This window comes from Brevibacterium aurantiacum (genome assembly GCF_003932995.1).
GTDB lineage: Bacteria > Actinomycetota > Actinomycetes > Actinomycetales > Brevibacteriaceae > Brevibacterium > Brevibacterium aurantiacum.
This window is the reverse complement of sequence record NZ_CP025333.1, coordinates 2,025,293-2,049,966: the sequence shown is the minus strand read 5'-3', so window position 1 is coordinate 2,049,966 and position 24,674 is coordinate 2,025,293. Positions and strand designations below refer to the sequence as shown.

Genomic DNA, 24,674 nt, shown 5'->3' with positions numbered 1-24,674 from the left:
AGTTCAACATTTCGTATCAAGGCGACCAATTTTCCACCGATTCCGCAAAATTCGTCACGAATACTGGACATAAAGGTTTGCCCTCCAGACCTTCTAAGGAATACAGTGAGATGTATCCTCAGCCACAGTTCGAACTGGCTGGAACTGCCCATGGGGCAACATGAGAGAAGGAAAGCTATGCGCATTTCAGTGCCCACAGAGGTCAAGAACAACGAGTTCCGCGTCGCCATCACCGCTGCCGGCGTCCACGAGCTCGTTGCCCACGGACACGACGTCACAGTTCAGGCCGGTGCCGGCGAAGGATCATTCATCACCGATGATGAGTACACCGAAGCCGGCGCCACCATCGCTCCCGACGCGAAGACCACCTGGGCCGCCGGAGACATGGTCCTCAAGGTCAAAGAGCCCATCGCCGAAGAATACGGATTCCTGCGCAAGGATCTGATTCTCTTCACCTACCTGCACCTGGCTGCAGATGAAGCGCTGACTCAGGCGCTCATGAACGCAGGCACCACAGCCATCGCCTACGAGACGGTCCAGCCCGACGCCGGAGGCCTTCCCCTGCTGGCTCCGATGAGTGAGATCGCCGGTCGACTCTCCACCCAGGTCGGAGCCCACAGTCTGCTCAAGGCCTCGGGCGGGCGCGGGATCCTGCTCTCCGGAGTCCCCGGAGTAGAACGGGCCAACGTCGTCGTCATCGGTGCCGGCGTCGCCGGCACGAATGCCGCGCGCATGGCATTGGGCCTGGGCGCCGCAGTCGAGGTCATCGATATCAACATCCCCCGACTGCGCCAGATCGATGAGACCTTTGCCGGTGCCATCGCCACCAAGGTGTCGAACAAGTACGAGATCACGAAGTCCCTGGCCTCTGCAGACCTGGTCATCGGCTCGGTCCTCATCCCGGGCAAGAAGGCGCCGAAGCTCGTCACCGACGAGATGGTAGCCGGCATGAAGCCAGGTTCCGTGCTCGTCGATATCGCCATCGATCAGGGCGGCTGCTTCGAGAACTCGCGACCGACGACGCATGACGATCCGACGTTCGAGGTCCACAACTCGATCTACTACTGCGTGGCGAACATGCCCGGAGCGGTACCGAACACAGCCACAGCGGCATTGACGAACGCGACCCTGCCGTTCGCGGTCAAGATCGCCAACCAGGGGTGGCACGCGGCCCTGTCGAAGGATTCGGCACTGGCCCGTGGACTCAACATCCACAACGGACACGTGACCAATGACAACGTCGCCGAGGCCTTCGGACTCGAGGCAGTCTCCGTCGAACACGCCCTGGCGAACTGAGCGCACACGTTCCGGTGAATATCACCTGAAACGCACACGCGGAAGGCCGACACCATCGTTGTGGTGTCGGCCTTCGGCGTTGTTAAGGGGCGCTCCTCGATGTGAGGGGGTACCTCTGAGATCACAGGGGATGCGGGAAGCGTCAGCCGCACCGGAGCTGGATTGGTCTCAGCTGCGCGGTGGCATCGTCGTCGACCGGAAGTGCTCCTCACACAGCATCCCCGCCGCCTGCGCGTCCTGACCAGCGATCGCCTCGACGATGGCAGCGTGATCGGCAACGGCATGATCGAAGAGTTCATGGGAGAAGGGATCGTGACGGAACCCGGCGTTGATCCTGGTGTCGATGTCGATGGCCATGCGAACGAGCTCCGGGTTATGCCCGGCCCGAGCGATGGCGAAATGGAACTGCGCGTCAGCTGTTCTGGCCACCCCCGCCTCGGCGCGTTCGGAGTATCTCTGCGCCAACTGCCGAAGCTCGGTGAGCTCCTCATCGGTTCGCCGCAGTGCAGCAGTCGCAGCCAGACTGTTCTGGAAGACCGCGCGGGCATCGAGGAGATTTCTGCGTTCGGCATGGAACTCACCGATGCGATCGGCCATGGGAGCCAGCGCAGTCGGTTCCGCGTTGGAGACGAAGGTGCCGCCGCCGCGTCCGCGCCGCCGTTCGACGACACCGAGGCGCTCCAAACGCAGCAGCGCCGCACGCACACTTGAGCGTGAAACCTGAAGATCGGCGGCCAGAGCTCTCTCCCCGGGCAGCAGCGTGCCTTCGGGCAATGCACCGACGGCGATGCCGGAGAGGATGTGGTCTGCGATCTGCTGCGGTGCACTCGTCAGGCTCACCACGTCGCTGAGTCCGGAGAATTCGGGACCGGTCACATCTGCCCGTTCGCTCATCACTCCCCCTTTGCCCAACATTGTGGCCTTCGCTGGCCGTTCCTTTCACTCTATTATCCTCTCCCACGGCAGGCCCGCACCGACAGGCACCGCAATTGTGGAATATCTGGGTTCAACCGCTCTAGAATCGAAGGCACCATGACTGATACGCCTCGCCTGCTCACGCCCGGCACCATCTCTGCCGAACTGCCAGCCCCCCGCAGCATCACGCGACCCGAATATGTCGGACGCGCCGATGCCGACGAAGGTCGGGGAAACAACTTCTACTCAGCCGAGGAGATCGAAAGGGTCCGCGTTGCGGGCAGGATCGCAGCAAATGCTCTGGCTGCTGTCGGCGAGATCATCGAACCCGGGATCACAACCGACGCCATCGACCGTGTTGCCCATGAGTACATGTGCGACCACGGGGCCTATCCGTCGACGCTGGGCTATCGGGGATTCCCGAAGTCCGTGTGCACCTCACTCAACGAGGTCATCTGCCACGGGATTCCCGATTCCACGGTCATCGCCGACGGCGACATCGTCAACGTCGACATCACCGCCTACATCGACGGCATGCACGGAGACACGAACTACACCTTCTACGCCGGAGACGTTGACGAGGAGTCCCGACTCCTCGTCGAACGGACGTGGGAAGCCACCATGCGCGGCATCAAAGCCGTCAAACCCGGCCGCGAGATCAACGTGATCGGACGAGTCATCGAGAAGTACGCGAAGCGCTTCGAGTACGGAGTCGTCCGCGACTACAGCGGGCACGGTGTCGGCCGCGAGTTCCACTCCGGCCTCATCGTCCCCCACTACGACGCCGCACCTGCCCACGCCGAGGTGATGGAACCGGGAATGATCTTCACCATCGAACCGATGCTCAACCTCGGAACCGTCGATTGGGACGTCTGGGACGACGCCTGGACTGTGGTCACAAAGGACAGGAAGCGCTCCGCCCAGTTCGAGCACACTCTTGTCGTCACCGAGACCGGTGCCGAGATCCTCACCCTCCCCGATGCGGACACCGCCATCGCCGAGGGACCGATTGCCCGAGAAGACTGACAGGACAGACATGACTGACGATACGCAGGGACGCTTCGCCATCGGAGTCGACGTCGGCGGCACGGGAATCAAGGCCGCACTCGTCGACACGGCCACGGGGAGCCTCGCCTTCAAGCGGGTGCGAGTGCTCACCCCGAAGCCGAGCACCCCGACCGCTGTGGCAGAGGCCATCGGGCAGCTCCTCGAACACCTGGCTGATAAGGCGCTCGAGCTTGAGATCGTCGACGACCGTGCAGTGCTCGACGCACTGCCGATCGGGTGCGGCTTCCCCGGCGTCATCCTCGATGATGAGGTGCACTTCGCGGCGAACCTCGACCAGTCGTGGATCGGTTCGAGCATCGTCAAGATCCTCTCCGAACACACAGGTCGTCGCTTCTTCATCATGAATGACGCCGATGCCGCCGGCCTCGCCGAGATGGTGTTCGGCGCAGGACGCAAGCATCGCAAGAAGACCGTCCTGATGACGACGCTGGGGACCGGGATCGGCACCGCACTGTTCACGCAGGGACGGCTGGTGCCCTACACCGAGTTGGGCCACATCGAGATGAACGGCCGTGATGCGGAGACTCAGGCCGCTGAGTCCGTCAAGGTCCGTGAGAACCTCAGCTATGAGGAGTGGGCGGCTCGGCTGCAGCAGTACTATCAGCAGATCGAGCTCCTCGTGTCCCCGGACGTCATCCTCGTGGGCGGCGGAGTCTCGAAGTCGCATGCGGACTTCCTCCATCACATCAAGACGCGTGCCGAGATGAAGCCGGCCAAGCTGTTCAACAACGCTGGCATCGTCGGGGCCGCGATCCTCGCAATCAACAACGGCAAGGCGAAGGTCAAGAAGAGCCGCTCGTAGCATGGACTCACACAGTCTTCGCGGTCAGCTCAGCCTGCTCATCGTCATGGCCGCGACGGTGATTCTGCTGGCTGTGGGCGCTGCGATCATCGTCCTCTGGCCGAACCTTCTGCTGGCCGGCATCATCATCGGGTGCTGCTCAGTCCTCGTTGCCCTGGTCGGCATCGGCCGGATCCTCGATCGGCGTTGGGTGCTCTGGTTCGCGGTGCCGGCATTCGCGCTGGCGGGACTCGGATCGATCATGCTGGCCGAGGACCTCGGCATCAGCCGCGTCGGCGAACTCACTGAAGTGGTCGTCGTCGACCATACGTCCGAGGTCAAGACGGTTCACGACTCGACCGACCCAGGAGGTCGGAAGGTCTACACACACGAATACACCCTGCAGCACACCGACGGATCACCGATCGAGGAGCCGATGATCTATCGCGGTAAGGACGGGTTCGAAGAGTTCGACACGGGCGATACGATCAGCGTGCTCATCGGCGCCGACGGCAATGCCCCCATCGAGCCGGCCGAAAGCATCGATTTCGCCGCCGATATCGCGATTCTCGTCGTGGGAGTGCTCTTGAGCGCCGGTGTCTATCTCATGTGCGCACTGCTGCTGCTCTTCGGAAACCGGAGATACAGGGAAGATCGGTGGGGCGCGGCACCGTGGATGATGGACTGACGGAGCTGATGCCCTGACGGAGCTGATGCGCTGACGATGTTTGTGTGAGGACAGGCCACCGATACGCCGGGTTCTGTCATCGAGTCGGTTACCCTTCTCGACGGACGGTCATCTATCTGGGACCGATGTTGCCACCGGCCTCAAGCAATCCACCCGACGACTCGGCGAGCAGCCTCGAACGTCGTCTGTCTGATCTTGCTCCGGATGGGGTTTACCCAGCGGCGCCGGTCACCCGACACCCTGGTGGTCTCTTACACCACCGTTTCACCCTTACCCAGTCGAAACTGGGCGGTCTGCTTTCTGTTGCACTGGCCCGCGGGTTGCCCCGGGTGGGTGTTACCCACCATCCCTGCTCTGCGGAGCCCGGACGTTCCTCAGCCCTCGTGAGAGAGCCGCGACCGTCTGGTGACCTGTCCTCGAGTTCAAGAGTCTACCCGCAACGCCGGGACCATTCGTCGCGGCCTCGTCCCGGGAGTGATCAAACTAACGTGGACGGCGAATCGGGGCCGAAGCGTTGGCGGCCTACCATGGTGAGGTGAAGATCCTACTGCCGCCCTCTGAGGGAAAGACTCCCGCAACTTCGGGCTCCCCGCTCGATCTGCCAGAACTCTCGGCACCCGACCTCAATCCCCAGCGGAAGAAGGTCCTCACTGCCCTGCAGCGGGTCTCCAAACGTAAGGACGCTCTCAAGCAGTTGGGCGTGGGTGCCTCACTGTCAGCCGATGTCGAACGCAACGTCAGCCTCGACTCGCTGCCCTGCGCGCCTGCTCTGCTCACCTACTCAGGTGTCCTCTATGAGGCGATGGACGCCCCCGACCTCGTCGCCGATGCTCTGACGAACGAAACCCTGGCGCAGCGACTGCGGAGTGTGCACGTCTTCTCTGCCCTCTTCGGTCAGGTCAACGGTCTCGATCCAATCCCTGCCTATCGACTGGCGATGAAGACGGACCTGGGCACCCTGGGCAAACTCTCGTCCTGGTGGAAGCCTGTTCTGGCCAAATCTTTCACGGTCGACCCCGCCGAGGTGATCCTCGACTGCCGCTCCAGTGACTACCGGGCCGCCTGGCCGGGCCCTCATGAGCAGGTCGTGACCCTGGGAGCCGTCAAGGTCACCGGTGCCAAGCGCAGCGTTGTCTCTCACTGGGCAAAGTACTATCGCGGCGAACTCGTCGGCCGATTGCTCGCAGACGATCGTGAGCTGCCGGCGAACTCTGCAGATCTGGTATCACGAGCAGAAGAGTCCTACGAGGTCGAGTTCACCCCGCATGCCAAGAACCGACCGGCGGCGCTGACCATCATCCTGCGGGACTGAGCGAGCGGCTCGACCGGGACGAGCGGCTCGAGCGGAACGTGCCTGAGTCGCCAGCGGAGGTGCGTCTCAGCCCTTGCGCAGCAGAACAGCCTCGCACTCTTCGCATTCGTAGGTCTGGTTCGGGTCCTCCAGCAGCATGCCCTTCCACGCCATGCCGCTGATTTCCTGGCCACAAGCCTGACAATTCGGGCCACTGAGCACGGCGGCCCCAGGTCCGCCCTGAGCGACGTTCTGGTCGAACTGACGAACCAGAGCATCGGGGAGATCGGATTTGAGCTTCGCAGCCGAAGCACTGTTGGCCTCCAGCTGTGCGGCCAACTCCGCTTTGCGGTCCTTGATGGCCGTCTGCGTGGCACGGCCCGATGCGATCACCTCGGCGAGAGAGGACTCAACGTCCGACAGAGCAGTCTCAGCGGACTCGAGTTCCTCCATCGAACCGAGCTCAGCCTCTTCCAGTTCCGACACTCGTTCCTCGTGACCGGAGATCTCGTTCTGCAGATTCACAAGGTCTCGGCTGGTCAGGCCGGTGCCGTCGTTGAGTTCGACGGTCTTCTTCGCGATCTGAGCGTTCTGGGCCTCAATGGCTGCTGCATGTTCGGCGACCTCTGCGCGGAACTTCTCCACCACCTCGGCGGCTTCTGTCTTCTTGGTTTCGAGTTCCTTGTGCTGGGAGACCAGGTCCTTCAGCGCCGAGGCTTGAGCCGGGTTGTCGTGTTCGTGTCGCAGTGCACGTCCGTGGGAGGCGAGTTCGATGAGCGATTCGAGTTCGGTGCGTTGTTCGGCGGTGATCAGCATTGTCGGTTCCTTGTCAGCGAAGAGTGTGGGGGCGTGGGCAGGGAGTCAATAGCGTTCGACCCAGGGGTCGGTGTTGACCGCCGAATGTTGCAGGGCGACGCTGAGCCCGCGCTCGGCGAATTCGGTCTCTAACTGTTCGGCCGCCGCAGTCAGCCAGACTGTCTCGGAGGCCCAGTGGGAGACATCGATGAGTTGTGGGCGGCCGTCGTTTCTGTTTGCGGTATCGCGAGCCTCGGTCGCGGGATGGTGGCGGAGGTCGGCGGTGATGTAGACCTCCGCGCCGCTGGCCCGAACCTCGTCGAACAAGGAGTCGCCTGCTCCACCGCAGACGGCGACCCGTGCGACTGTGGCTGCCGGGTCTCCGGCGATGCGCACACCGGTCGTTGTCCGTGGAAGTCGGTTCGAGAGGGTGCGGGCGATATCGCGCACAGGCGTCGGCGTCGGCAGGTCACCGACTCGTCCGATTCCGGTGGGCGACCCCTCGGCGTGCGGGACGAGTGGCTGCGCGTTGTCGATGCCGAGCAGGGAGATGAGGACGTCGGAGACTCCCCCACGTGCGGAGTCCGCATTCGTGTGAGCGTTGAAGAGCGCGATGTCGTTGCTGATCAGGGTGTGCACGGCGCCGCCCTTGAGAGTGGACGCATTCACCGACTTCACGGGTTTGAGCATGAGCGGATGATGGTTGAACACCAGGTCAGATCCCAGGACCACCGCCTCGGCGATGACCGCGTCCATCGGGTCGAGAGCGAGCAGGATCGACCGCACTTCCGCATCGGGATCACCCACAGCCAGACCCACCGAATCCCAACTCTCCGCCAGGGCCGTCGGCCACAGTGCTTCGAACACATCCACACATTCGCTGACCTTCGGGTATCTCATGCCACCACAGTATTACATCCGAACATTTCGGTCAGGCGGTACTGACCGGCGGACGACCACGGAGCACCACTGGCCGGTCGCGGGCGTCGTCACCTCAGCTGGGGTTCGTGGCAGAGAATTGCCTGAGACGCTCCCAGAAAATGTGACCCGGGGTACATCTGACGGGAGCTCGGCGATAGATTTGGCACATGACTACCAATGAGACGAATTCACCAGCGCCCGATCTTCACTTCTCCTCGACCGTTGCCGACATCGTGCGTCGCAGCGCCGGACGCTTCGGCGCCGATGTCGCCGTCGAGTTCGGTGATCGCATCTGGACCTATTCCGCGCTGGACACCGCGGTCACGGCCGTTGCACGTGAACTTATGAGCCTCGGCGTGCAGCAGGGCGACCGCATCGCAGCCTACGGGAAGAATTCCGATCTCTACCTTCTCCTCTACCTCGGATGTGCACGCGCGGGACTCATCCACGTGCCGGTGAACTACCAGCTCAAGAACGACGAACTCGACTACATTCTGGACAACTCGGGTGCAAAGCTCGTCTTCGCCGATGCCGATCTTCTCGACGCCGTGGCAGCAACCACGACCGGCGCGGGCGTCCAGTCCAAGGATTTCGCCACACTTCTGGAATCGGCCACCGCCACGGACACAGCGCCGGCCGGCACCGGGGAATTCGACGTCGTGGACACCGACGTCGCACAGCTGCTCTACACCTCGGGCACCACCTCGGCGCCCAAGGGAGCGATCATGACCCATCGGGCACTCGTCCACGAATACATGTCGGCGCTGATGAACCTCGACTTCGCACCCACTGACCGGGTCGTGCACGCCCTGCCGCTCTACCATTCGGCCCAGATGCACGTCTTCCTGATCCCGCTCCTGGCCATCGGCGCGCACAACATCGTTGTGCCCGCACCGGTCCCCGACCAGCTGCTGGCGCTGTTCGAAGAACGTGAGATCAACTCCTTCTTCGCCGCCCCCACGGTATGGGTTGCCCTGGCCAACAGTCCCGACCTCGATACCCGTAACTTGGAGAGTCTGCGCAAGGCCTACTACGGTGCCTCGATCATGCCCGGACCGGTGCTTGCGAAGCTGCGGCAGCGTCTGCCCAAGCTCGGCTTCTACAACTGCTTCGGCCAGTCCGAGATGGGTCCGCTGTGCACGGTCCTCAGGCCGGAGGAACACGATGACCACGCATCATCGGCCGGCCGGTCCGTCTTCTTCGTCGAAACCAGGGTCGTCGACGGCGAGGGCAATGATGTCGGCGTAGGAGAGCAGGGTGAGATCCTCTACCGGTCACCGCAGCTGTGCCAGGGCTACTGGAACAAGCCAGAGGCCACCGCCGAGGCCTTCGACAACGGCTGGTTCCATTCCGGAGACCTCGTGACGGTGGACGAATCCGGTTTCATCGAAGTCATCGACCGAGTGAAGGACGTCATCAACACCGGCGGCGTTCTCGTCGCCAGCCGACAGGTCGAGGATGCGATCTTCGAACTCCCCCAGGTCGCCGAGGTTGCGGTCGTCGGAGTCGCCGACGAGAAGTGGATCGAGGCAGTCACCGACTTCGTCGTGACCAAGCCTGAGCAGCCCGAGATCACCGAGGCGGATGTGCTGGCCCATGTCAAGGATCGTCTCGCTGGCTTCAAGGTCCCCAAGCGAGTCGACTTCGTGACCGAGCTGCCCAAGAACTCGGCAGGCAAGATCCTCAAACGTCAGCTGCGTGAGGCCTGAGGCTTATAGAAGGTTCCTGCCGCGTACAGGCGGCAGGGTCGCGGTCATGCGTTGGCACCCTGCTCTGTGCCCGCGCCCCGTGCCCTGATCGTGGGAGTTTGTGTGCCGTTGGGACCTTTCTCCTGGCCGATGATGGTGAACCCGTTGTCTCGGATGAGAGCAATGTCGTCCTCGGCAGCCTGCCCCTCCGCTGTGAGGTAGTCGCCGAGGAAGATGGAGTTCGCCACGTGCAGTGCCTGGGCCTGCAGCGACCGCAGGTGGATCTCTCGCCCGCCGGCAAGTCGGATCTCCTTGTCGGGGCAGACGAATCGTGCTGTGACGACGATTCGCAGGCATTGGGCGGGAGTGAGATTCCACTGTCCCTCCATAGGCGTTCCGTCGAATGGGACCAGGAAGTTGATGGGGATGGAGTCGGAATCGAGCTCGCGCAGTGCGAACAGGGCTTCGACGACCTGCTCGTCGCTTTCGCCCATGCCGACGATGAGTCCGCTGCACGGAGAGAGCCCGGCCGTCTTCGCCTTGGCGACCGTGTTGGTCCTATCCGCGTAGGTGTGTGATTTCACGATTGTGTCGTGAAACGACTCAGCAGTGTTGATGTTGTGGTTGTAGGCATCGACACCGGCTTCTTCGAGAGATTCTGCCTGCCCATCCTTGAGGATTCCCAGGCATGCGCAGACCTCGAGATCGTGATGATCGTCTTTGAGACGTGTGACGATGTCATTGACGCGTTCCACGTCTCGATTTCCCGGTCCTCGTCCACTGGCGACCAGGCAGACCCGAGAGGCTCCCCCGCGGATCCCGAAATCTGCCTGCTTCACCGCTTCTTCGGTTTTCAACCACGAGTACTTCAGGATCGGTGCCGCCGATCCAAGTGCCTGTGAGCAATAGCTACAGCTTTCGGGGCACAGACCCGATTTGAGATTGACCAGATAGTTGAGCTTGATGGTCATCCCGAAATGCGTGCGTCTGAGTCTGGATCCTGCGGCAACGAGTGCGAGGAGGTCGGCATCGGGCGTGGCCAGTATTGCCACCGCCTGTTCCTCGGTGATCACGCCACCATCGAGTATCGAGTCGGCAAGGTTGTCGAACCAGCTGGTCATCGGTGCAGTCTCCTCTTTACGGCGGATGAGCGTGTGGTGCAGGCACCCGCTCCTGAACAGTGTTCAATAGCGTATCAGTGCTTGGGTGGGCAGGCTCATGCAGGGTGGGCGAAAGCGAATAGACTGCTCACGGCAGAGAACGCATGACGAACAGACGTCGCCGCCTTCGGGCGGACGAATGAGGAGACAAGTGGTGGCATCCCCCAACGAGACGACACCTGCATCCAGTCCTTTCAAAGGCAAGGTGGGTTGGAGGCAGCACGGGGATGGAAAGACGATTCGTCCTGGTGAGGCCGTTCTACCCGAGGAGCGACTGAGCTGGCCGCGGACCGTGGGAATCGGAGCTCAGCACGTGGTCGCCATGTTCGGCGCGACATTCCTCGTGCCGCTGCTGACCGGGTTCCCTCCCTCAACGACGCTGTTCTTCACCGCTATCGGAACACTGCTGTTCCTGCTTATCACCAAGGGCATGATGCCCTCGTACCTGGGATCGTCCTTCGGTCTGCTCGCGCCTATCGGTGCCGTGACCGGATTCGCAGCCACCTCGGGAGAGGACCTCGACTCCCATGCCATGGCACTGGCACAGGGCGGAATCATCTCCGTGGGCGTGACTCTGGCGCTGGTGGGCGTCGTCGTCCACTTCGCCGGAGTGCGGTGGATCGAGGTCACCATGCCCCCGGTCGTCACCGGCGCCATCGTCGCCCTCATCGGACTCAACCTCGCACCTGCGGCGTGGGACTGGGTGAAGGAGGCCCCTCTGACTGCGGTGATCACGATCGTCACCATCCTGGTCACCAGCGTGCTGTTTCGCGGGATGCTCGGCCGACTGTCCATCCTCATCGGCGTCCTCGTCGGCTACGTCGCTGCATGGGTTCAGGGTCAGATCGACTTCTCCACCGTCGGACAGGCCGACTGGGTCGGATTGCCCGCCTTCCATGCCCCTGCGTTCGACCTGGGTTATCTGGGACTCTTCCTTCCCGTCGTCTTCGTTCTCATCGCCGAGAACATCGGACACGTGAAGTCCGTGTCGGCCATGACAGGTCGCGACCTCGACTCGATCACGGGCCGTACGCTCTTCGCCGATGGACTCTCCACGGTCCTCGCCGGCTCCGGCGGAGGCTCGGGAACGACGACGTACGCCGAGAACATCGGAGTCATGGCAGCCACACGCATCTTCTCCACGGCGGCCTACCTGTGTGCAGGCGTCATCGCCCTGATCTTGAGCCTGCTGCCGAAGTTCGGAGAGATCATCGCAACCATTCCTCCAGGCGTCCTCGGCGGAGCAGCGACCGTCCTCTACGGAATGATCGGAATGCTGGGAGTGCGCATCTGGGTGGAGAACAAGGTCGATTTCTCCAATCCCATCAACCTCAACACGGCAGCGGTGGCACTGATCGTGGCAATCGCCAACTTCACCTGGACTCCCGGTGACCTTCAGTTCGAAGGCATCGCACTTGGATCAGCCTCGGCGATCATCATCTATCAGGTCATGCGCGGCATCGCGAAATGGCGCGGCACCGACCAGAACCTGGACGGGCACGGAGGTTCTTCCCCCGATGATGAGGAGACAATCATGAAACCTGCACATTCACGCTCGCGCGGAACGCGCCGCCAGCTGACGGCGGGCTTCGCGGTCGTCCTGGTCGCTGGTGCCTTATTCCTCGGGTCCTCGGCTCAGGCCGCCCAAGGACTCGGCGCGGGGCTGATCGACGGCAATGCTGCAGACAAGCCGGATCACCTTGGCGACAGATGTTCCATCGCTTCGGCCGCGACGGCGGAGAAGGTCATTGCAGTCTCGGGCACCGGCGGTGCCACAGCTGAGGTCCGAGCATGTGAGAAGTGGGACGGGAAGTACTATTCTGCGATGAGTGTCGACGGGTACGTCGGCTACAACGGCATCGCTGCGGCAGGAGAGAAACGTGAGGGTGACGGCATGACTCCCTCCGGCGTTTACAGCATGGGCTATGGGTTCGGAGTGAAAGCGCAACCGAAGCAGTTCCATGGACCCAAATACGTCAAGGTCTCCAAGGACGATGTCTGGGTCGATGGAGACGCAGTGAAGAACTACAACACCATGCAGAAGAAGTCCGACGGATACTCCGGTGAATCCATGTACCAGACTCCGGCGTACGACCATGGCCAGGTCATTGACTACAACACTGCCGCCACGCCGGGCAAGGGTTCAGCGATCTTCCTCCACGTCAACACCGGCAGTCAGAAGACAGCAGGCTGCGTATCGGTGTCGGAGGCGGACCTGCTGAGGATCTTCGAGTGGGAAGATGACAGCGTGGTTGAGATGGCGGTCAGCAGATAGGTCAGCAGCTTAGACCACAGTCACCACAAACGAGCCGTGGCAAACGACGAAGAGGCGGTCAGAGGGCACTACGGAGTGCCCTCTGACCAACTCTTATTGCGATCCGTGCTGCTGATTACTCCTTGATCAGGGAGAGCTCGAACTCGAGAGTGATCTTGTCACTGACGAGCAGGCCGCCGGAGTCCAAGGTCGTATTCCATGTCACGCCCCAGTCCTTACGATCGATGCGGCGTTTGCCCTCAAAGCCCGCCCTCAGTGCACCGGTCTGATCGTGGTCGATTCCCAGCAGCTCGAGGGGAACAGAGACAGGCCGGGTGATATCGCGGATCGTCAGATCACCGTTGACGATGTAGCTACCTTCTTCAACCTCATCGACGCCGGTGGACTTGAATGTGATCGTTGGATAGTTCTCGACGTCGAAGAAGTCTGCGCTTCGCAGGTGAGCATCGCGATCAGGGGTGCGTGTGTCAACGCTGTCAACGTCAATCGTGATGGTCACTTCGGTCTTCGACAGGTCCTCAGCGTCGACGACGACTTTGCCCTCGACAGTGTTGAAAGCACCACGTATGCGCGAGACCATCGCGTGGCGGCTCGAGAATCCGAGGCGGGTATGTGCGGGGTCGATGACCCATGTTCCGGTCAGCTGTTCGTCTGATGACATAGTCGTGCTCCTTTGGCCGAGCTGAGATCGTGGGAACCCGATGAGATGACGAGAGCCCAAGTCAGTACTGTGAGAGTACTGGTGTGCATATGAGTTCAGCGTATATGTTGCGGAGCTGGACTGTCATGTTGACGAGACAATTACCCTTGGGTGATTGTGGGCCAGAGAGACTTAGAATCTCCCTGCGTCGCAGGTGAGGAGCCTGACCCATGAATTCTAGGGTCGCAGTCTTCACATTAGCACCTCTGAAAACAGGGGCTTGGGAAGGAATTGTGGGCAGATGACCCCTTGCTGAGTGCCCGGAGATCTCGCAGGCTGCAATCAGCCCCGCGCGAATGACTTTCACCCGGAGGGACAACTGAGGCGAGGGTGCGCGTTAAAGAGTCAGTCGTCCGAGGTGGGCAGACGAACCTCGATTTCGTCGTCGGTCATGCGAACGGGATAGACGGCGACCGGCTCGGTGGCTGGCGGGCCCGTGGGGACTCCGGTGTCCAGGTCGAATCGGGAGCCGTGCAGCCAGCACTCGACGTAGCCGCTCTCAACGTCACCTTCGGATAGAAGCACCTGACCGTGAGTGCATTCGTCGCGAATGGCATGGATTCTGCCCAGACTACGAATAAGGCAGATCTCATGTCGACCGATGTCGAGGTGGATCGCAGACTCGTCGTCAAGAGTTCGTGCCTCGTCGATTCTCACCCAACCCGAATTGTCTTCGTCGTCGGTTGGTGCTTCTGTGGGGTGGTCCTCAGCAGTCATGTTGCCTTTCCGTCACAGTGTCATGGCTTGTCGTTGAGGACCGGTTCATGGCCGCTTCGCCACCGTCAGGACCACCACTGAGTCTTCGACTGCTTCCAGCGCGTGCGGGGCGTCAGGTATGAACATGAGGTCGCCGGGCGAACCGTTCCAGCGGGCCTTGTCAGCAATGAGGGTCACTCGTCCGTGGAGCACTTGCAGGGTGGCTTCTCCGGGATTCTCATGCTCGTTGAGCTCAGCGCCCGCGCGCAATGCAATCATGGTTTGCCGAAGGACATGTTCGTGGCCGCCGTAGACAGTACGGGCGCTGCGCCCACTCGACGCGCCTTTGGCGATCTCCAGTTGGTGACGCATCAACGCCGTCAAAGATATTTTCTGCACGTAGCCCTCTTCCATTCTCGATGGACTGTCGCTGGCCGTCTCGCCAAATCAGTTCTCTGCCTATAAATGGCTGCTGGTGGCCACAATTCATGCACGACGAGGAGTGACACGCGCCATCTTCCCAAGCTACCAGGTCAAGTCCCTTTTCGTGGTGTTCTTCGGTAGTTCCTTTAACTTGGTATTAAGCAGCGGGGTCGGGCTACGAATCACGCGGTCAGCGGCATCACCACCCCGACCGGGTCGACCTCGGTCTGCCCATGCAACACCGTCACGAGTTTGCGCATCGAGATCTCCGACAAATAGCGTCTCTCACCGTACTGCCATTCCTCGTGCTGTTCCTGCAACACGGCCCCGATCAACCGAGTCACCGACTCCCGGTTCGGAAAGATCTGAACGACATCAGCACGGCGTTTGATCTCCCTGTTCAACCGCTCGATCGGGTTATTCGACCAGATCTTCTGCCAATGCTGCCTGGGCATGGACACGAACGCCGTCAAATCGACCTCGGCGGACTCGAGCATGTCGGCGATGTCGGGAAACGACGCCCGCAGACTCTCAGCGACTTGCTTGTACTGGGCAATGACGGCCTCGGCTGTGGTCTGGGCGAAGATCGTTGAGATCAACGCGTTGACCGGCTTCGAGTGCGCACTGCCAAGGCGCTGAGTGACGTTACGAGCGAAGTGGACTCGACACCGCTGCCACCCAGCACCGGGCAGGATCGCTTTGACCGCGGCCTTGATCCCCGAATGAGCATCAGAGATCACCAGCGCGACCCCTTCGGGATCAGTCTCGGTGCTCACCTTCAACCCCCGCTCACGCAGCCCACGCAGGACCTGTGTCCAGAAGTCCGTGGACTCGGCATCTCCGACACTCATGGTCAGGATCTCCCGCCTGCCCTGTGATGAGACACCCGTGACCACAGCCACGGCCTGAGACACGACACGACCCCGGTGGCGGACATCGACATAGGTGGCGTCGACGAAGAGGTAGGGAAACCACGTGTGATCGAGTCGACGGGCCAGGAACTCGGCCACTGCCTCGTCGATGTCGGCACAGATCCGCGACACCGTCGACCGAGAGATCCCGGACTCGTTGCCCAAAGCACGCACAAGGTCATCGACCTTCCTCGTCGAGACTCCGTCGATCCAGGCCTGGCAGATGACGGCGTAGAGGGCCTTATCGACCCGCCGACGGGGATTGAGCAGGGACGGGAAGAACGAGCCTTTCCGTAGCTTCGGGATCGCCAGGTCGACTTCTCCCGAGGGAGTTGCCAGGGTCTTCTTCCGCGACCCGTTACGGCGTGTTGAACGGTCTTCGCTGCGTTCGTAGCGGGCGGCACCGATCGTGGCGGTGGCTTCGGCTTCGATGAGGTCCTGGAGGCCAGCTTGGAGCATTTGCCTAAACACGTCGGAGTGGGCGAGGTCAGGGTCGGTCAGGACTTGGTTGATCAGGGTCGACACGGCAGAATTGGGGTCAGCCATCGTGGGATGCCTTTCGTGAGGTTCTTGGCGGAACTACTAGCGGGATCCCACGATGGTTCTTCACATTTTTGGGGGTGAAGTCCCTGGTGGGAATGCCACCACTCTATGGGACTCACCCCCATTTGAAGAAGACAATGGCGACATGGAGAAAGCTGTGCGCTGACCTCGTCGACTTGGACCAGGTTTCAGAGGCCTTGGATGCTCATAGATCGGAATAGTTAAGAATGAAATGTGGGCAAATGAGCTAATTCGACCGGCTCAATTCGCACTTCCAGGCCTCTCAACAGGCAACTTATCAGGTGCTCAAATGTGGGCCCAGAGGGACTTGAATTCTTTCTACGTCGCAGGTGACGGGGGCGGCCCTTGAATTCTAGGGCCACAGTCATCACGTTGATACTCCTAGACCGGGGTGGTTTTGAAGGAATTGTGGGCAGATTGTGGGCAAATCGACCCACTGTGTAGGATCTCGGCATCTTGTCAGGAGAGGGCATCGTCGACCAGGCCCTCGACAGACTTCTGAGGCGGAATTTGTCTCGCCATCGTGTCAAATTCCACGAGGTATCCTTCGATCCGTCGGACGCTATGACTGCTTTGGCCAGAGTCCGGCACAACTCGAGAGGTCACTTACGTTGATTCGGCATGCCAGGGAAGTCGTTTCCGGGGCTCCACTGTCCCCATTATTCCCAAGACGATTCAGGTGTTTGGTGTGAGCAGCCTCTGCCTAAAGCGCAGTCCTACTTGGAATCGAAGTAGTTGCGCACGATTGCGGTGGCAGCGTTCAATTCATATCTGCGATCGAGCTCGTCAAGGAAGTCCGCCTCCAACATTGCCGCGTACTTCCTACCCGAGCGTTGCGCCCACGCGGTCACCGCAGCCGCACCCAGATCCGGTCGCATACTGACTGTCTCGTGCGCGAAGTCGACGGCTCCAATAATTTGAAGTCCCTCGGGAATGTTATCGAGCGGGAAGTCCCTCATATTCTCAGTGACGATGCATCCTGCTCCGCCCACGACGGCAGCTGCCAGAACATGTTCGTCATCGGGATCGGGGAGACCGTATGTTCCTTCTAGACCTTCCCACCCGTAGACAATTGAGTCAGCGAAGGATTCGCGCATTCGGCTGCTCAGGTGAAGGGCGTCGGCACGCGAACCATCGAGGTCTCGCCCGCGATCAATGAGCTTGAGCTCCTCATTGGTTTCGACCTCTGAAAGGATGCTTTCGCTGAAGACAAAACGATAGGCACCCTCGGCGGCAAGGGATAACAAGAAGTCCCGCTGAAGGCTGGGCCAAAGTACGCAACTATCGAGGAGCGCGGTGTACATATAGCTATCGTGCCATCCTTAGCCGGCGCGTCGGCGATCGGCAACGATCTTTCGGGCCTTCTTCATCCGAGCCAGCGCCTGCTCGCGGCCTTCCTTTCCTTCGTCATAGCCACCCATTTCAGCGATAGCCGCATGCTGCTCAGCCTTTCGCTGTTCTTTATATGCGAGAACATCAGCCAACCGTACGCGCCGGTGTGTGTTTGGCTTCTCGAAGGGGATCTTGCCCTCGTCAAGCAGCTTGACGAGTGTTGGGCGTGTGATGCCGAGAAGTTCGGCCGCCTGCTGCGTCGTCATCGTCAGTGAGTTCGGGGTGATTGTGACCGCCATGCCAGATCGCATGGCGTCGACAGCTTTGACCAGTATCTCGTAGATTTCGTGTGGCAGTTCCACCTGGTCGCCTGCGTCTGGCCCTGATAAGTAGAAGTGAGGCTCGGGTCGGGAGCCTGTCTTCGCGGCGTGGGCTTCGATGAAATCGTAGACCTCACCAGTGCCCCGGACTCCAGGCGCGAAGAAGGTGTCCTGTGCCGCTGCCCTTGTAGTCATGACATCTCGTTTCTCAATTTTCGTTTCTTACGTTTTACTTATCGTAGACCGTCGGTCATCTCTACGTCTACCGGCGGCTGAGCCGCACGAAATCGCCAAATCATGAACCCGGGTGCTCGCAAATGCACCATCAACCAAACCAAAGCTAGGCAGCTTTCATAGCCAAACGGTGACTTGTCCCCCGAATCAAGCATCTCGAACACAGTCTGACCTTCGGCCCCAATGAGGGGTGTGCGCAACCACTGGGCGCCCGTCGCTTTCGAGCCCCGATCCGTGCGACGCGGACGACGGCATCGCGGACTACTTGCGGATAAGGTTGTGGACTGGTGATCGACATTCCCGATCTGTCTGAAACCAAGCCAGATTAGATGGCACCAAACCCTCCATCAGTCCCACGGCTCTGGTTGCTGAGTGAAAAAGGTCGAAACTTCATACTATCGTGCGATGTGCTTTGCGGAACTTCTCGTTAGCGTGACTAATTGGTCAATCCTGACCGTTCACTGAAGAATGATTGATAGAAACAGGAGAGTGGAGTGAAGACTTCAAAGACGATAGCGACGGTTGTTCTCGGGCTTGCCCTGTCGGCAACTGGGACTGGAGCAATGGCAAGTGACACCTCCTCCAGCAACGTCAGCGCCTCAAGCGAACAAGCGACCTCAGGTGAAGCCATTGTGCAAGATGAGGCAACAGGGGAAGGCTTCACTACCCAGGCGAAGAAGAGCCCGGGCGGTGGAACATGGAACTTCGGTAGCGAGAAAGTGACGACGAAGGCCGGAAAGCAGAAGAAGTGCTACTCCCACTACTTCCACCGCACAAAGCGCCACTCTGGCAGTGCGATCATCGGCTCCGTCAATGTGACGAAGACCGCCAGTAAGGGCAAATGGGCCAACGCGAACGCCTACGGCAAGAGATCACAGACCTGCAAGACGAAGTGGAGCGCGAACGCGTAGTCAAAACCGTTCGAGTATCCTCATCCGAGCTGGGGTAGGCCGAAAAGTCGGCCTACCCCAGCTCGGATGATCTTCTGCTAACGATAGGAAACCTATGCGGATACCTTCCAAGGGTGGCATCAAGACTTTGGTGGCATTCGGGATAAAGTCATGTGCCGCGGGGGTGCTCATTGCCGTGGCTGTCGGCCTCTTCAGCGCCTTCACCCTCGTTTCAGACGATGCTTCGGCACTCACTGACTGGAGTGAAAGCACAGACTATGCCGTTTACTTCCCTCGAAGCAATGGAGACGACCTCCAGGCCATCAAGGACGGCACTGACGGAATCTCCAAAACCGTAGCCGAACGCATCTACCCCGAGCTGGACGATCGCGGAGGGATCTACGTCGAGGCAGCTGACATGGATGTTGTCGGAGACGACCCTGTGCTGCCCTATGTTCAGATGAGCGTGAACACCAACTATCTTGAGAAGTATCCCGTTCTCGATAGCTCAGGAAAACCCATCGCAGTTTCAGATGAAGAAACTGACTGGGTCATCGCTGTTCCGGAGACTCTGAAGGATCGCGAGGACCTGATCCGGGACTATGTGCAGGAATCACGCAATGGCCCGTCCGATAGCGACGTCGAATACTCAGAAGCAAATAGGTACGAAGTCAGTGACGCAGTCCGCAAACAGAAGGTTCGCATCGTATGGACACAGCCCGGCCAGGATCTATTCACGTTTAACACCCAAATACGACCGGAAGAGGGCAACACATTGCCTGACCCCATCGTCACAGTGATGACACGATCGAACACCATCGCCAGCGATTGGGAGAACACGATCACCGGTGAAATCGACACTCCAATGAAGGTGAGAGTCGATGGAGACCCTGAGAAGGTCTACCAAGAGCTGCTGCCCCTGTTCGAGAAGTACGAGCTCGATGACAATTTCACTGCACTCGTCTACCCTGCCGATGCAATCAACGAGCAGTTTTCCCTCTCATCTGAGGATGCACGTTGGTTGATCACTGCCGCAATTGTGGCCGGAGCCCTGACCGTGGTCTTAAGCATCGTGGCTGTAGTAGTCGCCTATGAACGATGGCGTGTGCACTCAGCTATCCGCAGACTCCACGGTTACTCGAGGCTCAAGAGTTTCGGGGAGGTCTTCGCGGGGCTCGCAACGTCCTGGCTACTTCTCATCCCTGCCGCACTGGTGGCAGCCACCAGTTTCTATGTTCTCGGCGGCCATGTGGCGATCCCAGAGTATTTCCATCCTCTGGTACTTCTCGATGAATGGCCGGCTCTCCTTGCTGTCACTGGCTCCGTTGTGCTCGTGGAGGCAGTCATCGCCACCGCTGTCGTCATGGTCTTCGATCGCCGCCATCCCGCTCTCCGCCTCAAGGAAATCTAATATGCCCAGCCGTAAAAAAGTAGACCCTGTCGCTTTCGACAACGTCGAAAAAACCTACACCGGACGGACTGTACTCAGTCACGCTAGTTTCTCTGTCAGCCCCGGGGAAATGGTCGCATTCACCGGGCCCAGCGGGTCTGGGAAGTCGACGATCCTCAATCTCGCTGGACTGCTCGACTCTCCCGATGCAGGCGAAGTTCGACTTTTCGGCACCACAGCACCACGGCCCCGCTCGCGCGATGCCACTCTGTTCTTGCGGCATCGCCTCGGGTACCTGTTTCAAAACTTCGCTCTCATTGACTCCGCGACGGTGCGCGAAAACCTGAAAGTCGCTTTGACCTACTCTTCCGACCGCAGTGATCACGCAAAGCAGATCGCCCGCATTCTCGAGCGCGTGGGTCTGCCTGGATACGAAAATCGCCGCGTCTACTCTCTCTCCGGAGGAGAACAGCAGAGAGTAGCCATCGCGCGCCTTTGGCTGAAACCATGCGAACTCGTTCTCGCCGACGAACCCACCGGATCACTCGATGAAAACAACCGCGATGAAATCGTCAAACTCCTGAGGGAAATGAGCGCCGACGGACGGACCCTCCTCCTCGCAACGCATGACCTTCGAGTAGCTGAAATCTGTACCAGAACCGTAGAAGTCGCCTCCCTGAGTAAACACGAAGGAACATCAAACCAAGGCGCAGGCCACGAGGACGCACATTCGTGAGAAATTTCGTCGCGGTCATCCTCTTCTTCACGTTCATCATTACAGCAGCTCTTGGACTGGCCACCGAGATGAAGCGTGCACAGGAAACCGCCACTGAGGGTCTCACCCAAGACATGACGGTCTTCATGTGGCCCCGCGATGTACCCGTCCAGGATCCCTCGGCGACAGAACGTATTCTCACTACCGCGGCGGATGAGAACAATGTCAATCTCGTGAGAAGAACCGTTCGCCAGTCAGATGGAAACGGCCTCGACCTCACCTACTACATTCGACTCAACCACCCAACGAAGATATTTGACCGTGCACGCCTCACAGGCGCAAACACGCTGACCAACTCCGAAACGCAGAGCACAGGGACAGTGCTGTCGACTAAACCCGGTGCTACGAAGGAGACTCCGCAGAGTCTCGCGAATAGCTACGACCTCACATTCCGCCCGTTAGAAGACATGTTCGCGAACCTCCCAACGATTGGTGTCTACAAAGCCGAAACCGATATTCGGAGAGATTTCGAGGGCTTCCTTGAAGCAATCAGCCGGCAAGTAAATGAAGAGATCCTCAAAACAGATCCAGATGCAGCATTGACCACCCCCGCCACGTTCGTTGAAGACACTGACGATGCAGTGGATGCCGAACCGGTGTCTACAACGCCCCTTCTAGCGCTTTCTGGCACCCTCGCCGCGCTGGTCATTGTGGCTACGATCGGTGCGCTAGCTCGCGACGCTGCGGCGCTGGGGGTGCAGCGATTGCACGGCTACTCCCTCATTCGAGCATGGTGGTCACGTTTAGGACTGAGAGGGGTACTCAGCACTGGCGCGGCCGCAATATTGTGCATCGCAGTGCTGCCATGGATACCTGGAATGGATTTCGCAATCGCGGTGCGAGTTCTTGCAGTCCCATTCATCAGCACAACCGTGCTCACGGCAGCAGCTTCGCTGTCCGGGGTGTTGATCATCAACCGGGTCCGCGTCAGCGATCTTGTCAAAAAACGTTTCGCATAAAATCGACTGCGGGCATCTCGTTCGGCGTCAATAGGTTGACACGCTCAGCTCCTCAGGAATCGGGAGAGCAGGCTCCCGTTCCTTTGATTGCGTTGTAGAGAGTCTGCCGAGAGACCGCGTAGCGTCGGGCTGCCTCGGCCACCGAGATTCCCATGCAGACCCCACTCGGCAGGCTTGCACGTCTTCGCCAGTGAGCTTGCGCTGATAGACGCTTTGAGCTTTGGCCAGCTCGATCCCCTCGCGCTGGGGTTCGAGGATCCGCCCGCGCTCGAACTGGACTGCCCCGTTACTGAATATTTGCTTCGCTGGGGTCCACCGGTCGTGCCTCTGGGCGCCGGTGATCGAATTCAGCGTTGGCTCTTTTGGGGGCCATGCCCAATCGAAAACTTCTCGGCCCGGCGAGGGTAAACAAAGCTTTGCGCTGTAACGACCGGAACGCCTGTAGCGGCAACTACAGTGTTTCGCAGTGGTTGCGCCGAGAAGGCTCGCTACAAAATGCCCAGCCGCTGTGGAGTACGCCGGGGTCATGGTTGGCCACACCACGGTGCACGACGCCGCCCGGGCCCTCGCGCAGGCCTCCGCCAGATTCGTGACCACTCGACCTTCGAGTATTCCAGCAACGATGGAAGTCGGCGGCGCTGACCGACACCATAGTTGGTCCCCAAGGCCAATGTTGCCGGCCCCAAGCATAATATTGGCTGGCACCCACGGCTACAAATACTCACCAGTGGCCCCGACCGACACCACTCCTGGCCTCCAAAGGCAATACCGGTGGTCCCCTGAGGCAATATCGAGTGGCCTTCAAACCTCCAAATACTCAGTTACTCTAATGGGTACTGGAAGGAGCTGGTAAGGCCTTCCGATTACCCGGACCTGGAGTCCTCAGTAAAAGACCGGTCTATGGCTCCCTCCTCGCTTGGTGTCAAGATCCGGGTTTCGTAGAGACTGTTTTTTGGTATTCTGTGCGGCCACTGTCTCGGTGTCACCCTGCCTGATCCATACAGAACGAACCTCTATCAACCGACGATAATTAAAAGGTGAACGCAGCAGTTCCTAGATGTACCAAGCCACTCACTTCGAGTTCTCAGTCATCACGTCAATCAGCTCCGACCACCCCTTCCGAGAGATCAGCTCAGCCTTATCAACCGAATTCAGAGCATATGCTGATGTTGGCTTATGCTGAACTCCCGGGCGTTGTCTCCTGTCACAGCGTCACGGATAATTCAAAGGTCGGCATAACCAAAGACTGACATGCTTTTCCCGATCTTAGGAGAATGGCTATAGCCATGAACCGACAAGCAGACATAGGTTCTACCGACGACTGGTGGACAAGGCCGGGGATACGTCCTCGCCGCGATGGCGGCCCATTGAACCCGCTGATGAGAAAACTCATCGACTTGCTTTCCAAATAGGGGTACGCACTTACGACGTCGCATAACATTGTGCGCGCTGCACTCCGCCTCGGCGAGTGGATAAGTCGCGACGACATCGCGATCGCGGACCTTCAATCACACATAATCACAGCATTGATCCAGGCCGACAACGCTGCCCACCAAAGCCACAGGGTCGCGAACGAATCAACCGCGGCTGTCGCACGGTTCCTTCGCACCACGCAGCCCCTCTCACCCGTCCCCGCGGACGACGACATCGCCAAACTTGTGGATAAGGTTGTGGCTTGATGTCGGTCGTTCCCGAGCTGTATCCAAACGAGCCAGTTTAGATGTCACCAAACCCTGTATCAGTCCCGACCGATTCAGCCCCGATTTGGACCAGGTTTCAGAAGCGTTGGATGTTCATAGATCACAACGGTTCAGAAAGAAATGTGGGCAAGTGACCATTTCAACGGTTAAACCTTGACTCAGTAAGACTCTGACCAGGCAACTTATCGAATGTTAAACTGTGGGCCCAGAGGGACTTGAACCCCCGACCCTCTCGGTGTAAGCGAGATGCTCTAGCCAACTGAGCTATAGGCCCCACAACAGCTCAGAAGCGATGCTCCCAAACGTGCTTGATCAGTATGCCATATGGCAGGCACGCAGACGAATTCTCTATTCAGGCACCGGCAGTCTCCAGCAGCTGAGCCGCAGTTTCTGCAAAGTTCTCACTGGCACGTCCGGACTCGATCCCGAAGAGACTGCGATTCTGTTCGATCGCCACTGCGCCCAGCGCGTATGCCATCACGCCATGGGAGACCGTCTCCCCCAATACATCGACGCTCAACGCGCCAGGAGTCACTTCGCCGGGGGCGATCGAGTAGCCGAGCAGCATGATCTCAGCACCGTCACGGTAGGTCAGAAGAATGTCTCGCAGAGCCATCGCAGTCACAAGCGGGTCAGAAGTCGACGGACATCGCGCATCCACTTCAGCATTCATCCGTGTGGCGATGAGGACGAAGAGCTCCTGCTTATCCTTGACGTGCCAATACAGTGCGGAGGGCTGAACGTCGAGCTCACGTGCGAGCCTGCGCATCGACAGATCGCCCAAACCGTAGCGTGAAAGGATGTCGAGGGCGGTAGTCGTGATGCTCCCAGCAGTCAGTGCCAATGAGCCGTTCCTTCCATTCGCAGATGGTCGACCGTGCCGATTTTTCAGAACGCGTCGC

Annotated in this window: 22 protein-coding genes, 1 tRNA gene, 1 other RNA gene and 1 pseudogene; 12 read left to right on the top strand and 13 right to left on the bottom strand. The window is 59.8% G+C overall.

From position 1 onward, the window contains the following. Window positions 1–177 precede the first annotated feature (177 nt). Entirely contained in the window at window positions 178–1,296 is a 1,119-nt protein-coding gene (gene ald / locus CXR25_RS09555) for an alanine dehydrogenase (protein WP_009885209.1), read from the top strand. Window positions 1,297–1,464: 168 nt separating this feature from the next. Here ald and CXR25_RS09550 read toward each other — a convergent pair whose 3' ends face one another. Further along, the gene (locus CXR25_RS09550) at window positions 1,465–2,190 is read right to left on the bottom strand and encodes a FadR/GntR family transcriptional regulator (RefSeq protein WP_096167059.1); all 726 of its coding nucleotides are present in this window, start codon (window positions 2,188–2,190) and stop codon (window positions 1,465–1,467) included. A gap of 138 nt (window positions 2,191–2,328) precedes the next feature. Between CXR25_RS09550 and map the strand changes: the two genes are divergently transcribed. Genes map through CXR25_RS09535 form a run of 3 tightly spaced genes read left to right on the top strand, consistent with a single transcriptional unit; the run spans window position 2,329 to window position 4,748 of the window. After that, a complete protein-coding gene (map, locus tag CXR25_RS09545; RefSeq protein ID WP_101638704.1) occupies window positions 2,329–3,237 on the top strand; it encodes a type I methionyl aminopeptidase in 909 nt (302 codons plus the stop codon). 10 nt (window positions 3,238–3,247) lie between these two features. Then, on the top strand, window positions 3,248–4,081 hold the full coding sequence (gene ppgK, locus CXR25_RS09540; RefSeq protein ID WP_069600121.1) for a polyphosphate--glucose phosphotransferase: 834 nt from the start codon (window positions 3,248–3,250) through the stop codon (window positions 4,079–4,081). Window position 4,082: 1 nt separating this feature from the next. Beyond that, window positions 4,083–4,748: a hypothetical protein gene (locus tag CXR25_RS09535; RefSeq protein WP_009885205.1), complete on the top strand. Its 666-nt coding sequence runs from the start codon at window positions 4,083–4,085 to the stop codon at window positions 4,746–4,748. Between the two features lie 46 nt (window positions 4,749–4,794). On the opposite strand, the gene rnpB is transcribed toward CXR25_RS09535, so the two are convergent. After that, window positions 4,795–5,162, bottom strand: an RNA gene (gene rnpB, locus CXR25_RS09530) — RNase P RNA component class A. A 121-nt stretch (window positions 5,163–5,283) separates the two neighbouring features. Between rnpB and CXR25_RS09525 the strand changes: the two genes are divergently transcribed. Beyond that, window positions 5,284–6,060, top strand: coding sequence for a YaaA family protein (locus tag CXR25_RS09525; RefSeq protein ID WP_241212325.1), 777 nt, complete (start codon window positions 5,284–5,286; stop codon window positions 6,058–6,060). A gap of 66 nt (window positions 6,061–6,126) precedes the next feature. On the opposite strand, the gene CXR25_RS09520 is transcribed toward CXR25_RS09525, so the two are convergent. Then, entirely contained in the window at window positions 6,127–6,855 is a 729-nt protein-coding gene (locus CXR25_RS09520) for a zinc ribbon domain-containing protein (RefSeq protein ID WP_114385052.1), read from the bottom strand. A gap of 45 nt (window positions 6,856–6,900) precedes the next feature. Next, a complete protein-coding gene (locus tag CXR25_RS09515) occupies window positions 6,901–7,734 on the bottom strand; it encodes a Nif3-like dinuclear metal center hexameric protein (protein ID WP_114385051.1) in 834 nt (277 codons plus the stop codon). A 188-nt stretch (window positions 7,735–7,922) separates the two neighbouring features. On the opposite strand from CXR25_RS09515, the gene CXR25_RS09510 reads away from it, so the two are divergent. After that, window positions 7,923–9,464 (top strand): fatty acyl-CoA synthetase, encoded by a 1,542-nt coding sequence (locus CXR25_RS09510; protein WP_114385050.1) that lies wholly within the window; start codon window positions 7,923–7,925, stop codon window positions 9,462–9,464. A 44-nt stretch (window positions 9,465–9,508) separates the two neighbouring features. On the opposite strand, the gene bioB is transcribed toward CXR25_RS09510, so the two are convergent. Beyond that, entirely contained in the window at window positions 9,509–10,564 is a 1,056-nt protein-coding gene (bioB, locus tag CXR25_RS09505; protein ID WP_114385049.1) for a biotin synthase BioB, read from the bottom strand. A gap of 331 nt (window positions 10,565–10,895) precedes the next feature. Here bioB and CXR25_RS18995 point away from each other — a divergent pair. Further along, window positions 10,896–12,152, top strand: a pseudogene (locus CXR25_RS18995) (uracil-xanthine permease family protein); the annotation flags it as partial. Further along, a complete protein-coding gene (locus CXR25_RS19210) occupies window positions 12,138–12,878 on the top strand; it encodes a L,D-transpeptidase family protein (RefSeq protein WP_096145545.1) in 741 nt (246 codons plus the stop codon). The pseudogene CXR25_RS18995 and the gene CXR25_RS19210, both read left to right, overlap by 15 nt. Before the next feature lie 115 nt (window positions 12,879–12,993). On the opposite strand, the gene CXR25_RS09495 is transcribed toward CXR25_RS19210, so the two are convergent. The 6 genes from CXR25_RS09495 to CXR25_RS09470 all read right to left on the bottom strand — a co-directional run bounded on the left by CXR25_RS09495 (window position 12,994) and on the right by CXR25_RS09470 (window position 18,019). Continuing rightward, complete coding sequence (locus CXR25_RS09495) at window positions 12,994–13,539, bottom strand: YceI family protein (protein ID WP_009885197.1); 546 nt, start codon at window positions 13,537–13,539, stop codon at window positions 12,994–12,996. A gap of 384 nt (window positions 13,540–13,923) precedes the next feature. Next, window positions 13,924–14,295 (bottom strand): non-heme iron oxygenase ferredoxin subunit, encoded by a 372-nt coding sequence (locus CXR25_RS09490; protein ID WP_009885196.1) that lies wholly within the window; start codon window positions 14,293–14,295, stop codon window positions 13,924–13,926. A gap of 45 nt (window positions 14,296–14,340) precedes the next feature. Continuing rightward, a complete protein-coding gene (locus CXR25_RS09485) occupies window positions 14,341–14,688 on the bottom strand; it encodes a cupin domain-containing protein (RefSeq protein WP_114385047.1) in 348 nt (115 codons plus the stop codon). A 191-nt stretch (window positions 14,689–14,879) separates the two neighbouring features. Continuing rightward, window positions 14,880–16,154 (bottom strand): IS256-like element ISBli2 family transposase, encoded by a 1,275-nt coding sequence (locus tag CXR25_RS09480; RefSeq protein ID WP_009882371.1) that lies wholly within the window; start codon window positions 16,152–16,154, stop codon window positions 14,880–14,882. Between the two features lie 734 nt (window positions 16,155–16,888). After that, window positions 16,889–17,476 (bottom strand): PIN domain-containing protein, encoded by a 588-nt coding sequence (locus CXR25_RS09475; protein WP_114385250.1) that lies wholly within the window; start codon window positions 17,474–17,476, stop codon window positions 16,889–16,891. An 18-nt stretch (window positions 17,477–17,494) separates the two neighbouring features. Beyond that, a complete protein-coding gene (locus tag CXR25_RS09470; RefSeq protein ID WP_009882375.1) occupies window positions 17,495–18,019 on the bottom strand; it encodes a helix-turn-helix domain-containing protein in 525 nt (174 codons plus the stop codon). A gap of 602 nt (window positions 18,020–18,621) precedes the next feature. Between CXR25_RS09470 and CXR25_RS09465 the strand changes: the two genes are divergently transcribed. From CXR25_RS09465 to CXR25_RS09450, 4 genes are all read left to right on the top strand, one after another. Continuing rightward, complete coding sequence (locus tag CXR25_RS09465) at window positions 18,622–18,969, top strand: lactococcin 972 family bacteriocin (RefSeq protein WP_009882376.1); 348 nt, start codon at window positions 18,622–18,624, stop codon at window positions 18,967–18,969. Window positions 18,970–19,063: 94 nt separating this feature from the next. Beyond that, complete coding sequence (locus CXR25_RS09460; RefSeq protein WP_125187973.1) at window positions 19,064–20,359, top strand: hypothetical protein; 1,296 nt, start codon at window positions 19,064–19,066, stop codon at window positions 20,357–20,359. 1 nt (window position 20,360) lies between these two features. After that, entirely contained in the window at window positions 20,361–21,074 is a 714-nt protein-coding gene (locus tag CXR25_RS09455; RefSeq protein WP_241212324.1) for an ABC transporter ATP-binding protein, read from the top strand. Next, complete coding sequence (locus CXR25_RS09450) at window positions 21,071–22,072, top strand: hypothetical protein (RefSeq protein WP_009882379.1); 1,002 nt, start codon at window positions 21,071–21,073, stop codon at window positions 22,070–22,072. Before CXR25_RS09455 ends, CXR25_RS09450 begins: the two co-directional genes overlap by 4 nt. Window positions 22,073–23,972: 1,900 nt before the next feature. Here the strand turns inward: CXR25_RS09450 and CXR25_RS09440 are convergent. Together CXR25_RS09440 and CXR25_RS09435 are read right to left on the bottom strand one after the other, a co-directional pair. Continuing rightward, window positions 23,973–24,046 (bottom strand) — tRNA-Val (locus CXR25_RS09440). A 78-nt stretch (window positions 24,047–24,124) separates the two neighbouring features. Further along, window positions 24,125–24,616: a TetR family transcriptional regulator gene (locus CXR25_RS09435; RefSeq protein WP_009882382.1), complete on the bottom strand. Its 492-nt coding sequence runs from the start codon at window positions 24,614–24,616 to the stop codon at window positions 24,125–24,127. Window positions 24,617–24,674: the final 58 nt, after the last annotated feature.